This is a genomic window from Rhodococcus indonesiensis, from assembly GCF_047782815.1.
GTDB classification, from domain to species: Bacteria; Actinomycetota; Actinomycetes; order Mycobacteriales; family Mycobacteriaceae; genus Rhodococcus; species Rhodococcus indonesiensis.
This window is the reverse complement of record NZ_CP180630.1, coordinates 3,912,679-3,926,526: the sequence shown is the minus strand read 5'-3', so window position 1 is coordinate 3,926,526 and position 13,848 is coordinate 3,912,679. Positions and strand designations below refer to the sequence as shown.

Genomic DNA, 13,848 nt, shown 5'->3' with positions numbered 1-13,848 from the left:
CCACACCGCGACAGCGCGAGGCATGCCTGGACGATCTACGCCCGTGTCACCCGGGCACGGAACCGTGGAAGGCCCACGCCCGGGCGGTCAGCGCGATCCGGCCGGCTCCGTCGCGGCGCAGGCGGGCATCGAGTGCCGCCCGAAGCTCGGCTCGGCGCCCGGCCGGCAGTGACAGGCAATATCCGGGGGCGGGTCCCTGACCGCCGAGGAACGGTGCCCAGAAATCGTCGAAGTCGGCGAACACGGTGGGAACCTCGAGGGACTCGATCCGCACCCCGGTGAGACCTGCGGACGCCAGCAGGTCGTGGAGGGGACCGGGACGGCAGAGCGGGAAACGGACGCCCTCGTCCAGGTCCCGTGCCGTCTCGTCCAGGTCGACGGCGGCATCCCAGAAGGTGCGAATCATCTCCATGCCCTCGGCGTAATCCCACACGTAGCCGCCGATCGTCCCGCCCGATCGGGTCACGCGACGCATCTCGGCAAGACCCTCGAGCGGATCGGGAAGGAAGTTGAGCACCAATCCCGACACGACGTGGTCGAACTCGCCGTCCCCGGCCGGGAGCGCCGCAGCGGTACCCGGCCGGACCTCGAAGCGGGGATCGTCGACCGCTGTCCGGGCCGCCGCGGCGAAGCCCTCGGACGGCTCGACCCCGACAACTCGGGCCGGTTCCGCGGCGACAAGGACGGCGTGCGCAAGGGCGCCGGTCCCGCATCCCACGTCGCACCACACCGCGCCCGCGCCGCCAGGGGGCAGCCATTGCAGGAACTTCGAAGCGACCGGGCGGCTCCAGCGGCCTACATAGCGCTCGTATGCCTCGGCGATCTCCCAGGCGTCGGCGGCGTGATCCGTCATCGCTGTCTTCCTCTCTCCGACCTCCGGAGCCGACCTGCGCGGACCGTCCCCGCTTCCTACGAACCGGATCCGGGCGTCCCGCCCGGACGGCGGTCGAGCTCGATCACCCGTGCGCCGCCTTGCGCCGCGGCCACCTTGGTCTCGGTGCCGTCCTCGGTCACGGCGACGATCTCGCACCGGCACAGCGCCTGCCGCCGGCTCGAGTCGACGACCGCCGCCTCGGCCCGCAGCAGCGTGCCACGACCCGGACGCAGGTAGTCGATCGTGAACCCGGTCGTCACGATGGACGATCCGAGCACGGTTCCCGCTGCGAACGTCAGGGAATTGTCCGCCGCATAGGCCAGCACTCCACCGTGGACGAACCCGAACTGCTGCAGCAATTCCGGGCGCAGGGGGATCTCGAGCACCGCACGTCCCGGCTCGTACCCGACGACCCGGGCGCCGACCAGGACGCTGAACGGTTGCGCTGCGAGCACGGCCGCCGCGTCGTCCACTCCGCGAAGTTCCACGGACTGCAGTCTGCCCCACCCTGCCGGGAACGGCCATATCATTCGCGCATGACGCAGCCACCCCCGTCGCCTACGGTCCGCTGGCCGGACCTCGCCGCCCTCGAACTGCTCGTCGGCATCGACGACCACGGCGGGCTCGGGGCGGCTGCCCGCGCCGCCGGTGTCGCGCAACCCAATGCCAGCCGTGCGGTGCGCCGCCTCGAGAAGCAGCTCGGGGCCGTGCTCGTGCGCCGGGGACGCGCCGGCTCTGCGCTCACCCCGGAGGGCACCGTCGTCGCGCACTGGGCGCGACAGACCCTCACCGACGCCCGTCGACTACTCGACGCCGCGGCGGCGTTGCGCAGCGACCGGCAGGCCGAACTGACCGTGGCGGCCAGCATGACCGTCGCCGAACACCTCATCCCGCGCTGGCTGGGCCGCTTCCGCGGTCTCCGCGACGACGTGCACATCCAGTTGCAGGTCCACAACTCGCGGCAGGTGTGCGACGCGGTCGCGGCGGGCCGCTGCCACGTCGGATTCGTCGAAGCTCCCGCCGTCCCACCGGGACTGCACAGCACCCCGGTGGCGCAGGATCGGCTCGTGGTGGTCGTCACGTCCGCTCATCCCTGGGCACGACGCCGGCGACCGCTCAGCGTCGCCGAACTGGCCGCGACACCGCTCGTCGTGCGCGAGGAGGGCTCGGGGACGCGGCACACGCTGGACCTCGCCCTGCGCGAGTTCGATCGGCCGGCACCGCTGCTCGAACTCGGCAGCGGCGCCGCGGTACGCACCGCGGCGCTCGGGGGCGTGGGCCCGGCCGTGCTGAGCACCTTGGCCGTGGCCGACCATGTCGCGGCCGGGGAACTGCGGGCCGTCGACGTCGAAGGCCTCGATCTGGCCCGCACCCTGCGCGCGGTGTGGCGCCCCCCTCGCAAGCTCGCCGGGCCGGCCGGAGAGCTGGTGCGGATGATCGTCCGCGGCGCCTGATCGCCCCGATCGCCCCTGGTCCGGCGTCCGGATTCGTCATCATGATCGACGGGGACGCTGCCATCGGGAGTGAGACATGGACGCATCGCGCGGGACGAGGCTGTGACGGTCGCCGAGATCGATCGTCGCCCGCAGCGAGCGGGTGCGGTTCTCGCGACGCTGATTCTCGTCGCCACCGTCGCCAACCTCAATCTCTCGGTGGCCAACATCGCGCTGCCCGCGATCGGCCGGGCCTTCGACGCGAGCCAGACGGAACTGAACCTGGTCGCGGTCGGGTATTCGCTGGGTCTGGCCGCGTCGGTGCTGTACCTGGGGGCGCTCGGGGACCGCTACGGCCGCAAGCAGTTGCTCGTGCTCGGTGTCGCCCTGTCGATACCCGCGTGTCTGCTGGCGGCCTTCGCGCCGAACGTCGAGGTGCTGTTCGCGGCCCGGCTGGCCGGCGGCCTCGCCGCGGGACTGGCGTATCCCACCACTCTGGCGCTGATCACGGCCTTGTGGTCCGGAGCCTCACGGACCCGCGCGATCGCGTTGTGGTCGGCGACCGGCGGGGCGATCGCCGCGCTCGGACCGCTGTTGTCCGGACTGCTCCTCGAGTACTTCTACTGGGGCTCGGCCTTCCTGATCACCCTGCCGCTCGCCGTCGTCGCCCTCGTTGCGGCGGCTGTGCTGATTCCCGCCCACGTCAACGAGACCACCGGCCCGGTCGACCATGTCGGCGGAGTCGTGTCGGTGCTGTTCGTGGCGGCGCTCGTGATAACGGTCAACCTCGCACCCGAGAGCGGCAGCGGCACGGCGGCTCTGGTCGGTGCGGCCGTCACCGCCGTCGCGGGCGCGGTGTTCGTGTGGCGGCAGCGGCGGGTCCCCGAGCCGCTGTTCGACCTGAAGGTGGCCGCGCGGCCGACGTTCTGGGTGGCTGCGGTGGCAGGCATCATCGTGTTCGGAACCCTGATGGGGGTGATGTTCGTCGGACAGCAGTTCCTGCAGAACGTCCTCGGTTACTCCACGCTCGCCGCCGGGTCGACGATCCTCCCCGCCGCAGCGTGCATGCTCATCGTGGCTCCGTACTCGGCCCGTCTGGTCGAGAGCCGGGGTGCCCGCACCACATTGCTGCTCGGCTACGCGTTCATCCTCCTCGGGCTCGCCGTCGCACTGACGATGTGGGACGAGACCTCCAGCTACTGGCAGATCGCCCTCGCGTACGCCTTCGTCGGGGTCGGGGTGGGTCTCGCCGGCACGCCCGCCTCGCGCTCGCTCACCGGCTCGGTTCCGGTGACCCGCGCCGGGATGGCGTCGGCGACCGCCGACCTGCAGCGCGATCTGGGCGGGGCCGTGATGCAGTCGGTCCTCGGGGCGTTGCTCACCGCCGGGTACGTGTCGTCGATCTCGGCGGCGATCTCGTCGTCGCCGGACGCGGACGAGATCAGCAGCCAGACACAGGCTGCGCTGACCAAGTCGTTCGCGAGTGCCGCCGATCTCGCGGAGCGGTATCCGCAGTACGCCGACGCCATCATGGCCGCGGCGCGCGCAGCGTTCCTGGCCGGGGACACGAAGGCGTACACCGCCGCTCTTCTCGTCGTCGCTGCCGGTGCCGTCCTGGTGTTCTTCGCCTTCCCGAAGCGCGACGCCGAAAGACGGCTGCTCGCGTCGTACCGCGCTCAGGACGAAGGCGCCGAGCCGGCGGCGGACGAAGGCGCCGAGCTGGCGGCGGACGACCGGTCGGAGGCCGAGCCCGGCGACGTGGACCGTTAGCGCGGCTCGCCGCTGCCGTGCCGGGTCAGCGCGGCTCCCCGCTGCCGTGCCGGGTCAGCGCGGCTCCCCGCTGCCGTGCCGGGTCAGCGCGGCTCCCCGCTGCCGTGCAGGGCGCCGACTCCGGCGACGACCACCAGCGCGATGCCTGCCGCCGCGATGGGCTGGACCCACTGGCCGAGCACCAGCGCGCCCGCCAGGGCCGCCGCGGCCGGTTCGAGAGCGATGAGGATGGCGAACACGTTTCTCGGCAGCTCGCGCAGCGCCCGCATCTCCAGGCTGTAGGGGATCACGGAGGACAGCAAGGCCACCACCGCTCCGGCGGCGAGGATCGCAGGATCGGCCAGGCCGGCGCCCGCGGTCCCGAGACCGAAGGGAAGGACGAGCACCGCAGCGACGGTGGTGGCGACGGTCAGGCCCGCCGCGCCGGATACGGTGGCGGCCACGTGCGAGCCCGCGACGATGTACCAGGCCCAGCCGGCCGCGGCGAGCAGCGCGAATCCGACCCCCACCGGGTCGAGAGCGCCGCCGTCCCCGCCGAGGCCGCGCGCCCCGAGGAGGGCCACCCCGGCCAGCGCGAGTGCCACCCACAGCGCGTCCCGTGGGCGGCGGGAGAGCACCGCGGCGAGGGTGAGTGGTCCGAGGAATTCGATCGTGACCGCCGCCGCGAGCGGGAGTCGCGCGATCGCCACATAGAAGAAGCCGTTCATCGCGGCCAGGCTCACTCCGAGGGCGACCGCGCCCCGCCACTGCGCCCGGCCCCAGTGCCGCACCGACGGCCGTACCGCCCCCCACAGGATCACCGCGGCGAGCGTCAGCCGCAGCGTGACCGTGCCGAGGGCGCCGACGTCGTCGAACAGGGTGCTGGCGAAGGCCGCACCGAACTGCAGGGAGAGCACCGAGCCGAGCACGGCCGCGACGGGCACGGTCCGGCTGCCGCCTCGTGGCGTCCGTGCCGTGCCGCTCATGCATCCTCCGGAAGGTCTGGGGGATCCGTCGTCCCGCGTGCGACGAATGTTGCCGCACGGCAGCATGATCGGCAGCAGGGGCGACGCCGACCAAAAAACAATCATGAGAGCTTGATTTTTGCTGCCGGGGGTGTGACTCTGGTCGCATGACGGAGCTGCAACCGCTTCTCGACGACCTGCGTGCCGAGGGCGACGCCCTCGACGCCCTCGTCGCCGACCTTCCGGACGAGCGCTGGACGACCTCGACGCCCGCCGAGGGCTGGACCATCGCCCACCAGGTCGGACACCTGCTGTGGACCGACCGCGCCGCCCTCACCGCCGTCGAAGACCCGGAGGCGTTCGTCGCCGGGCTCGGCGAGATCACCGACCCGGACCGCTTCGTCGACGACGGGGCGCGGGAACAGGCCCGTCGGCCGCCGGCCGAACTGCTCGCCGACTGGCGTGCGGCGCGGCGCGCCCTCGCCGACGCCCTCGCGGCCGTCCCCACCGGGACCAAGATCGTCTGGTACGGCCCGCCCATGAGTGCGGCCTCGATGGCCACCGCGCGGTTGATGGAGACCTGGGCGCACGGCTCCGACGTGGCCGACGCGCTGGGCGTCACCCGCACGCCCACGCACCGGCTGCGCCACATCGCCCATCTCGGTGTCCGCACCCGCGACTTCGCGTTCACCGTGCACGGGCGCACCCCGCCGGCCGGGTCGTTCCACGTCCGGCTCACCGCCCCCGACGGGCAGGAATGGACCTGGGGTCCCGAGGGCGCCACCCAGACCGTCACGGGATCCGCCCTCGACTTCTGCCGCCTGGTGACCCAGCGGGTCCACCGCGCCGACACCGACCTCGTCGCCACCGGACCGGACGCGGATGCGTGGCTCGACCTCGCTCAGGCATTCGCCGGGCCGCCCGGCGCCGGTCGCACCCCGGACGGAGCGAACGCGTGAACGCGCAGCCGGCGGGCCGTGCGGTGCGCATCGGAAACTGTTCCGGCTTCTACGGTGACCGGCTCAGGGCCATGCGGGAGATGCTCGAGGGCGGCGAACTCGACTACCTGACCGGCGATTATCTCGCCGAGCTGACCATGCTCATCCTCGGCCGGGACCGGATGAAGGACCCGGAGCTCGGTTATGCCAAGACGTTCCTGCGGCAACTCGAGGATTGTCTCGGGCTCGCCGTCGACAAGGGAGTGAAGATCGTCGCCAATGCCGGGGGGCTCAACCCCGCCGGGCTGGCGACGGCCGTGCGCGACCTCGCCGGCCGGCTCGGACTCGACGTCGCCGTCGCCCACGTCGAGGGCGACGACCTCATCGCCCGGGCCGCCGAACTCGGTCTGGCCGCCGATCCACCGCCGCTGACTGCCAACGCCTACCTCGGCGCCTGGGGTATCGCGGAATGCCTGAACGCCGGCGCCGACCTCGTCGTCACCGGCCGGGTCACCGACGCCTCGGTGATCGTCGGGCCCGCGGCGGCCCATTTCGGTTGGGCCCGGGACGATTTCGACGCTCTCGCGGGCGCGGTGGCGGCTGGGCACGTGATCGAGTGCGGCGCCCAGGCGACCGGCGGCAACTACGCCTTCTTCACCGAGATCGCCGATCTCGACCGGCCGGGCTTCCCGATCGCCGAGATCGAGGCCGACGGAAGTTCCACGATCACCAAGCATCCCGGCACCGGCGGCGCCGTCACCGTCGGCACCGTGACCGCCCAGCTGTTGTACGAGGTGACCGGTGGCCGCTACGCCGGTCCCGACGTCACCACCCGCCTCGACACCGTCCGGCTCACCCAGGACGGGCCGGACCGGGTCCGGATCAGCGGCGTCCGCGGCGAGGCGCCGCCACCCACGCTGAAGGTCTCCCTCAACGCCCTCGCCGGCTTCCGGAACGAAGCGGTGTTCGTCCTCACCGGCCTCGACATCGAGGCCAAGGCCGCGCTGGTGCGACGGCAGGTGGAGGCGGACCTGACCACCCGGCCTGCCGAGCTCGAGTGGACCCTCGCCCGCACCGACCATCCGGACGCCGACACCGAGGAGGCGGCCAGCGCCCTGCTGCGCTGCACCGTGCGCGACCGCGACCCGAAGGTCGTCGGCCGCGCCTTCTCGTCGGTCGCCGTCGAGTACGCGCTCGCCAGCTACCCCGGTTTCTCGCTGACCGCCCCGCCCGGCAACGGGCAGCCGTACGCGGTGTTCACCCCCGGCTACGTCGATGCCGCCGAAGTGCCGCACACCGCGGTGCTGCCGGACGGCGGCCGAATCCCGATTGCGTGCGTCACCCCGACGCGTGCACTCGAACCTGTCGGCGAACCCGAACTTCCCGATCCGCTACCACCCGGGCCCGTACGGCACGCGCCGCTCGGGCTCGTCGCCGGCGCCCGCAGCGGCGACAAGGGTGGCGACGCGAACGTGGGGGTGTGGGTGCGCACCGACGACCAGTGGCGGTGGCTGGTGCACACCCTCACCGTCGACACGCTGAAAACACTGCTGCCCGAAGCGAAGAACCTGACCGTGACGCGTCATGTGCTGCCGAACCTGCGGGCGGTGAACTTCGTGGTCGAGGGCATCCTCGGCCGCGGCGTCGCCTCGCAGGCCCGCTTCGACCCGCAGGCGAAGGGCCTCGGCGAGTGGCTGCGCAGCCGATACCTCTACATCCCCGAGACCCTCCTGGACGGCGACGGGACGGAGAACCCCGAGAGGAAGAACACCGAGTGAGCATCTGGGACACACCCGAACGCCGCGAGCTGCGCTCGACGGTCCATTCCTTCGTCCGGCGCGAGATCCTGCCGCATCTCGCCGCGTGGGAGCGCGACGGCGAACTGCCCCGCGAACTGCACAAGAAGGCTGCTGCGCTCGGCCTGCTCGGCGCCGGATTCCCCGAGGCCGTCGGCGGCGCCGGGGGCGACGCGGCGGACAGCCTCACCGTGTGCGAGGCCTTCCACGAGGCCGGCGCCTCCGGCGGGGCGTTCGCCTCCCTGTTCACCTGCGGCATCGCCCTGCCGCACCTCGTCGCCGCCGGCGACGAGGCGCAGATCGGCAAGTGGGTCGCGCCGACTCTCGCCGGTGAGCTCGTCGGTTCCCTCGCGATCACCGAACCCGGCGGCGGCTCCGACGTCGGGCACCTGACCACCACCGCCGTCCGCGACGGCGATCACTACATCGTCGACGGCGCCAAGACCTACATCACCTCCGGCTGCCGCGCCGACTTCGTCGTCACCGCTGTGCGCACCGGCGGCCCCGGCGCCGGTGGCGTCTCGTTGCTCGTGATCGAAAAGGGCACACCGGGATTCACCGTCTCGCGCAAACTGGACAAGATGGGCTGGCGTGCCTCCGACACCGCGGAACTGTCGTTCGCCGGTGTGCGCGTGCCGGTCGCCAATCTCGTCGGAGCCGAGAACAGCGGCTTCGCGCAGATCGCGCAGGCCTTCGTCTCCGAGAGGATCGCCCTCGCCGCGCAGGCCTACTCGAGCGCGCAGCGGTGCCTGGATCTGACCGTGGCCTGGTGCCGGGACCGCGAGACGTTCGGCCGGCCCCTGATCTCCCGGCAGTCGGTACAGCGCACCCTCGCCGAGATGGCCCGGCGGATCGACGTCGCGCGGGTGTACGGCCGGCGCGTCGTCGAGCGGTCCCTCGTCGGTGACGGCGACCTCGTCGCCGAGGTGTGCTTCGCCAAGAACACCGCCGTCGAGGCCGGGGAGTGGGTCGCGCACCAGGCCGTGCAGCTCTTCGGCGGCCTGGGCTACATGGCCGAGTCCGAGGTCGAACGACAGTACCGCGACATGCGCATCCTCGGTATCGGCGGCGGTACCACCGAGATCCTCACCGAACTTGCCGCGAAACGATTGGGGTACACCGCGTGAGCATCCTGCAGACGACCGTCGACCCGTCCTCGGCGGAGTACGCCGCCGCGGCCGAGGCGATGACCGCCCAGCTGGCAGAACTCGAAGCCGAACACGCCAAGGCCCTTGCCGGCGGCGGGGAGAAGTACGTCCGGCGGCATCACGAACGCGGCAAGCTGCTGCCGCGCGAACGGATCGAACTGCTCCTCGACCCCGACTCGCCGTTCCTCGAGCTCTCCCCGCTCGCCGCCTGGGGCACCGAGTTCCCGGTCGGCGGCAGTACCGTCACCGGAATCGGCGTCGTCGAGGGCGTCGAATGCCTGATCGTCGCCAACGACCCCACCGTCCGCGGCGGTACGAGCAATCCCTGGACTCTGCGGAAAGGGTTCCGCGCCAACGACATCGCGATGCAGAACCGGCTGCCGGTCATCTCCCTCGTCGAGTCGGGTGGTGCCGACCTGCCCACCCAGAAGGAGGTGTTCATCCCCGGCGGGCGCATGTTCCGCGACCTGACGCAGCTGTCCGCCGCCGGAATCCCGACCATTGCCCTGGTATTCGGCAATTCCACCGCGGGCGGCGCGTACATACCCGGCATGTCGGACCACGTGGTGATGATCGAGAAGCGGTCGAAGGTGTTCCTCGCCGGGCCGCCCCTGGTGAAGATGGCCACCGGCGAGGAATCCGACGACGAATCCCTCGGCGGAGCGGAGATGCACGCCCGCACCTCCGGGCTGGCCGACTACTACGCGGTCGACGAACCCGACGCGATCCGGATCGGCCGGGGCATCGTCCGTCGTCTGAACTGGCGCAAGCAGGGCCCCGAACCCCACCCGGAGGTGCGCGAACCCCGGCACGATCCCGAGGAACTGCTCGGCATCGTGCCCGCCGACCTCAAGGTGCCGTTCGACCCGCGCGAGGTGATCGCCCGCATCGTCGACGATTCCGACTTCGACGAGTTCAAACCGCTCTACGGGTCGTCGCTCGTCACCGGCTGGGCTCGTCTGCACGGCTACCCGGTGGGAATCCTCGCCAACGCCCGCGGCGTGCTGTTCAGCGAGGAATCCCAGAAGGCCACCCAGTTCATCCAGCTCGCGAACCGTGCGAACACCCCGCTGCTGTTCCTGCACAACACCACCGGCTACATGGTCGGCCGCGAGTACGAGGAACGCGGCATGATCAAGCACGGCTCGATGATGATCAACGCGGTCTCCAACTCGACGGTGCCGCACATCTCGATCCTGCTCGGCGCCTCCTACGGTGCCGGCCACTACGGGATGTGCGGTCGTGCCTTCGACCCGCGGTTCCTGTTCGCCTGGCCCAGCGCCAAGTCCGCGGTGATGGGCGGCGCACAGCTCGCGGGCGTCATCTCCATCGTCGGACGGGCCGCTGCCGAGGCGCGCGGACAGGCGTTCGACGAGGCCGCCGACGAGGCGATGCGCGCGGCGATCGAGAGCCAGATCGAGGCGGAGTCGCTGCCGATGTTCCTGTCCGGCCGGCTCTACGACGACGGGGTCATCGACCCGCGCGACACCCGCACCGTGGTGGGGATGTGCCTGTCGGCCATCGCCAACGCGCCGATCGAGGGCACCGACAGCTTCGGTGTCTTCCGGATGTGAGGCAGCAGTGAACCGTTCCGACACCGTCACCACCGTGCTCGTCGCCAATCGCGGCGAGATCGCCCGCCGCGTGTTCGCCTCCTGCCGGCGCGCCGGCCTCGGCACCGTCGCCGTGTTCTCCGACGCGGACGCCGACAGTCCGCACGTCACGGAGGCGGACGTCGCGGTGCACCTGCCCGGCACCGCCCCCGCCGACACCTACCTCCACGGCGAGGCGATCATCGCCGCCGCCCGCACGGCGGGAGCCGACGCGATCCACCCCGGATACGGGTTCCTCTCGGAGAACGCCGAATTCGCGAGAGCGGTCCTCGACGCGGGACTGACCTGGATCGGGCCGGACCCGGACTCCATCGCCCGGATGGGTTCGAAGGTCGAGGCCAAGAAGATCATGGCCGACGCCGGCGTGCCGGTGCTGGCCGAGCTGGACCCGGCCGCGGTGACCGAGGCCGACCTGCCCGTGCTGATCAAGGCTTCCGCCGGCGGCGGCGGCCGCGGCATGCGGATCGTCCGCGACCTGGCCGAACTGTCCGACCAGCTCGCGGCGGCGCGACGCGAGGCGCAGTCCGCGTTCGGCGACCCGACGGTGTTCTGTGAGCGCTACCTCGAAACGGGCCGGCACATCGAAGTGCAGGTTCTCGCGGACCGGCACGGCACCGTGTGGGCGGTGGGGGAGCGCGAATGCTCGATCCAGCGCCGCCATCAGAAGGTGGTCGAGGAGGCCCCGTCGCCGCTCGTCGACGCCACGCCCGGCATGCGGGAGCGGCTGTTCGAGGCGGCCCGGCGCGCCGCGCACGCCATCGACTACGAGGGCGCCGGGACGGTCGAGTTCCTCGCGACCGGGGCGAGCGGAGCGACGGGGGATGTCACCGGGGCGAGCGGAGCGACGGGGGATGTCACCGGGGCGAGCGGAGCGACGGGGGATGTCACCGGGGCGAGCGGAGCGACGGGGGGTGTCACCGGGGCGAGCGGAGCGACGGGGGGTGTCACCGGGGCGAGCGGAGCGACGGGGGGTGTCACCGCGGAGGGTGAGTTCTTCTTCCTCGAGATGAACACCCGGCTGCAGGTCGAGCACCCGGTCACCGAGTGCACCACCGGGCTCGACCTCGTCGACCTGCAGCTGCAGATTGCTGCCGGCGGCCGTCTCGATCCCGAACCGCCGCAGGCGAGCGGACATTCGATCGAGGTGCGGCTCTACGCGGAGGATCCCGCTCAGGACTGGCGGCCGCAGTCCGGCACGGTGCACCGCCTCGCCCTGCCCGGTCGTGTCGCCGAGTTCGAGGTGCTGACCGGACCCGGGCTGCGGCTGGACGCCGGCGTGCAGGACGGCTCGGTGGTGGGCGTGCACTACGACCCGATGCTCGCGAAGGTGATCGCCTACGCCCCGACCCGGGACCGCGCGGCCCGCATGCTCGAGACGTCGCTGGCCCGCGCCGAGGTGCACGGTCTGCGCACCAACCGGGACCTGCTCGTGAACGTGCTCCGGCATCCCGGGTTCCTGGCCGGAAACACCGACACCGCCTTCTTCGACACCCACGGGCTCGCCACGCTCGCCGCGCCGCTCGCCGACGCCGCCGCCGAGTCGCTGTCCGCGCTCGCCGCCGCCCTGGCCGACGCCGCCGCTCGTCGTGCGGCGGCAACGGTCGCCCGCGGCCTGCCGAGCGGCTGGCGCAACCTGCCGTCGCAGCCCCAGGTCAAGCGGTACGACGGTGACCACGGTGAACACGAGGTGCGGTACCGGCTCACCCGGTACGGTCTGGTCGCCGACGGCCATCCGGGCGTCGTCCTCGTCGCGCACGGTGCGCGCCGGGTGGTGCTTGCGATCGACGGCGTGCAGCGGCAGTTCCACGTCGCGCGCTACAACGACGCGGTGCACGTGGACTCCTCGCTCGGTCCGGTACGGCTGCGCGCGATCCCGCGGTTCGTCGAACCCTCGGCCCACGTCGCCGCGGGATCGCTGCTCGCGCCGATGCCCGGGTCGGTGATCCGGATCGGGGCCGCGGTCGGCGACGCGGTCGACGCGGGGCAACCGGTCCTGTGGCTCGAGGCGATGAAGATGGAACACATCGTCAAGGCCCCCACCGCGGGCGTGCTCACCGAACTGCCCGTCGCCGTCGGCACCCAGGTCGAACTGGGCGCCGTGCTGGCCGTCGTCACCCCCGCCGAGTCCGGCGAACCGTCCGCCCCGGCCGACATCGAGGAGTAACCATGAGCGTCATCGAAACCGACGAGCAGAAGCAACTGCGGGCCGCGGTCGCGGGCCTGGCCAAGCGCTACAACTACACCGACTACGTGCTGCCGAAGGCCCGCAAGGGCGAACCGTTGACCGAGCTGTGGCGCGAGGCCGCCGCTCTGGGGTTCCTGGGTGTGAACCTGCCGGAGGAATTCGGCGGCGGTGGGGCCGGCATCTACGAACTCGCCCTGGTGCAGGAGGAACTCGCCGCGCAGGGCTGCGGGCTGCTGCTGGTGGTCGTCTCACCCGCCATCTGCGGCACCATCATCGCCAAGTTCGGCACCGACGAGCAGAAGCAGCGCTGGCTGCCCGGGCTCGCCGACGGCTCGAAGATCATGGCGTTCGGCATCACCGAGCCCGACGCCGGGTCCAACTCGCACCAGATCACCACCGTCGCACGCCGCGACGGCGAGGACTGGATCCTGCACGGCAGCAAGATCTACATCTCCGGCGTGGACCAGGCCGACGCGGTGCTCGTCGTCGCCCGCACCGAGGACGCGAAGAGCGGCAAGTTGCGGCCGGCCCTGTTCATCGTCCCGACCGATGCCGAGAACTTCGTCAAGACGCCGATGGAGATGGACATCGTCGAGCCGGACCACCAGTTCACCCTGTTCCTCGACGACGTGCGACTGCCGGCGGACGCGCTGGTGGGAGAGCCGGACGCGGCGCTGATGCAGTTGTTCGCCGGTCTGAATCCCGAGCGGATCCTCGGCGCGGCGATGGCCGTCGGGATGGGCCGCTACGCCCTGGACGCCGCGGTGCGGTACGCCAACGAACGCACCGTGTGGAAGTCGCCGATCGGGGCACACCAGGGCATCGCACACCCGCTCGCCCAGTGCAAGATCGAGCTCGAGCTGGCGAAGCTGATGATGCAGAAGGCGGCGGTGCTGTACGACAGCGGTGACGACTTCGGTGCCGCCGAAGCCGCGAACATGGCCAAGTACGCCGCGGCCGAAGCCAGCATCAAATCGCTCGACCAGGCGATCCAGACCCACGGCGGGGGCGGGCTCACGCGGGAGTACGGGCTGGCCGCGATGCTCGGCGCCGCGCGTATCGCACGGGTGGCGCCGGTCAGCCGGGAAATGATCCTCAACTTCGTGTCCCAGCACTCGCTGGGTCTGCCGCGGTCGTACTGAGGGAG

The 13,848-nt window shown here is 71.7% G+C and carries 11 protein-coding genes and 1 pseudogene; 9 read left to right on the top strand and 3 right to left on the bottom strand.

Annotated elements, in window-relative coordinates; genetic code table 11:
• Window positions 1–46: 46 nt before the first annotated feature.
• A complete protein-coding gene (locus ACM26Y_RS17880) occupies window positions 47–853 on the bottom strand; it encodes a class I SAM-dependent methyltransferase (protein ID WP_416061500.1) in 807 nt (268 codons plus the stop codon).
• A 56-nt stretch (window positions 854–909) separates the two neighbouring features.
• Window positions 910–1,347 (bottom strand): PaaI family thioesterase, encoded by a 438-nt coding sequence (locus tag ACM26Y_RS17875; RefSeq protein ID WP_054373972.1) that lies wholly within the window; start codon window positions 1,345–1,347, stop codon window positions 910–912.
• Between the two features lie 63 nt (window positions 1,348–1,410).
• Between ACM26Y_RS17875 and ACM26Y_RS17870 the strand changes: the two genes are divergently transcribed.
• A complete protein-coding gene (locus tag ACM26Y_RS17870) occupies window positions 1,411–2,328 on the top strand; it encodes a LysR family transcriptional regulator (protein WP_416061499.1) in 918 nt (305 codons plus the stop codon).
• 102 nt (window positions 2,329–2,430) lie between these two features.
• Window positions 2,431–4,077 (top strand): MFS transporter, encoded by a 1,647-nt coding sequence (locus ACM26Y_RS17865; protein ID WP_416063704.1) that lies wholly within the window; start codon window positions 2,431–2,433, stop codon window positions 4,075–4,077.
• An 83-nt stretch (window positions 4,078–4,160) separates the two neighbouring features.
• Here ACM26Y_RS17865 and ACM26Y_RS17860 read toward each other — a convergent pair whose 3' ends face one another.
• The gene (locus tag ACM26Y_RS17860) at window positions 4,161–5,042 is read right to left on the bottom strand and encodes an EamA family transporter (protein ID WP_416061498.1); all 882 of its coding nucleotides are present in this window, start codon (window positions 5,040–5,042) and stop codon (window positions 4,161–4,163) included.
• 146 nt (window positions 5,043–5,188) lie between these two features.
• Here ACM26Y_RS17860 and ACM26Y_RS17855 point away from each other — a divergent pair, with 146 nt between their 5' ends.
• The 7 genes and pseudogenes from ACM26Y_RS17855 to ACM26Y_RS17825 all read left to right on the top strand — a co-directional run bounded on the left by ACM26Y_RS17855 (window position 5,189) and on the right by ACM26Y_RS17825 (window position 13,843).
• On the top strand, window positions 5,189–5,980 hold the full coding sequence (locus ACM26Y_RS17855; protein WP_416061497.1) for a TIGR03084 family metal-binding protein: 792 nt from the start codon (window positions 5,189–5,191) through the stop codon (window positions 5,978–5,980).
• On the top strand, window positions 5,977–7,737 hold the full coding sequence (locus ACM26Y_RS17850; protein WP_003937652.1) for an acyclic terpene utilization AtuA family protein: 1,761 nt from the start codon (window positions 5,977–5,979) through the stop codon (window positions 7,735–7,737). The genes ACM26Y_RS17855 and ACM26Y_RS17850 overlap by 4 nt, the downstream gene beginning before the upstream one ends.
• A complete protein-coding gene (locus tag ACM26Y_RS17845; RefSeq protein ID WP_003937653.1) occupies window positions 7,734–8,882 on the top strand; it encodes an acyl-CoA dehydrogenase family protein in 1,149 nt (382 codons plus the stop codon). Before ACM26Y_RS17850 ends, ACM26Y_RS17845 begins: the two co-directional genes overlap by 4 nt.
• Entirely contained in the window at window positions 8,879–10,477 is a 1,599-nt protein-coding gene (locus ACM26Y_RS17840; protein ID WP_416061496.1) for an acyl-CoA carboxylase subunit beta, read from the top strand. Before ACM26Y_RS17845 ends, ACM26Y_RS17840 begins: the two co-directional genes overlap by 4 nt.
• A gap of 7 nt (window positions 10,478–10,484) precedes the next feature.
• Window positions 10,485–11,579, top strand: a pseudogene (locus ACM26Y_RS17835) (biotin carboxylase N-terminal domain-containing protein); the annotation flags it as partial.
• An 81-nt stretch (window positions 11,580–11,660) separates the two neighbouring features.
• Window positions 11,661–12,680 carry a biotin/lipoyl-containing protein gene (locus tag ACM26Y_RS17830; RefSeq protein WP_416063703.1) on the top strand — a complete coding sequence of 340 codons (1,020 nt, stop codon included), beginning with the start codon at window positions 11,661–11,663 and terminating at the stop codon, window positions 12,678–12,680.
• Between the two features lie 2 nt (window positions 12,681–12,682).
• A complete protein-coding gene (locus tag ACM26Y_RS17825) occupies window positions 12,683–13,843 on the top strand; it encodes an acyl-CoA dehydrogenase family protein (protein WP_054373963.1) in 1,161 nt (386 codons plus the stop codon).
• Window positions 13,844–13,848 lie beyond the last annotated feature (5 nt).

What these genes read in the sequence shown, in the direction of transcription:
- ACM26Y_RS17880 (WP_416061500.1), bottom strand. Translation starts at nt 853, where the DNA reads ATGACGGATCACGCCGCCGACGCCTGGGAGATCGCCGAGGCATACGAG.
- ACM26Y_RS17870 (WP_416061499.1), top strand. Translation starts at nt 1,411, where the DNA reads ATGACGCAGCCACCCCCGTCGCCTACGGTCCGCTGGCCGGACCTCGCC.
- ACM26Y_RS17860 (WP_416061498.1), bottom strand. Translation starts at nt 5,042, where the DNA reads ATGAGCGGCACGGCACGGACGCCACGAGGCGGCAGCCGGACCGTGCCC.
- ACM26Y_RS17855 (WP_416061497.1), top strand. Translation starts at nt 5,189, where the DNA reads ATGACGGAGCTGCAACCGCTTCTCGACGACCTGCGTGCCGAGGGCGAC.
- ACM26Y_RS17825 (WP_054373963.1), top strand. Translation starts at nt 12,683, where the DNA reads ATGAGCGTCATCGAAACCGACGAGCAGAAGCAACTGCGGGCCGCGGTC.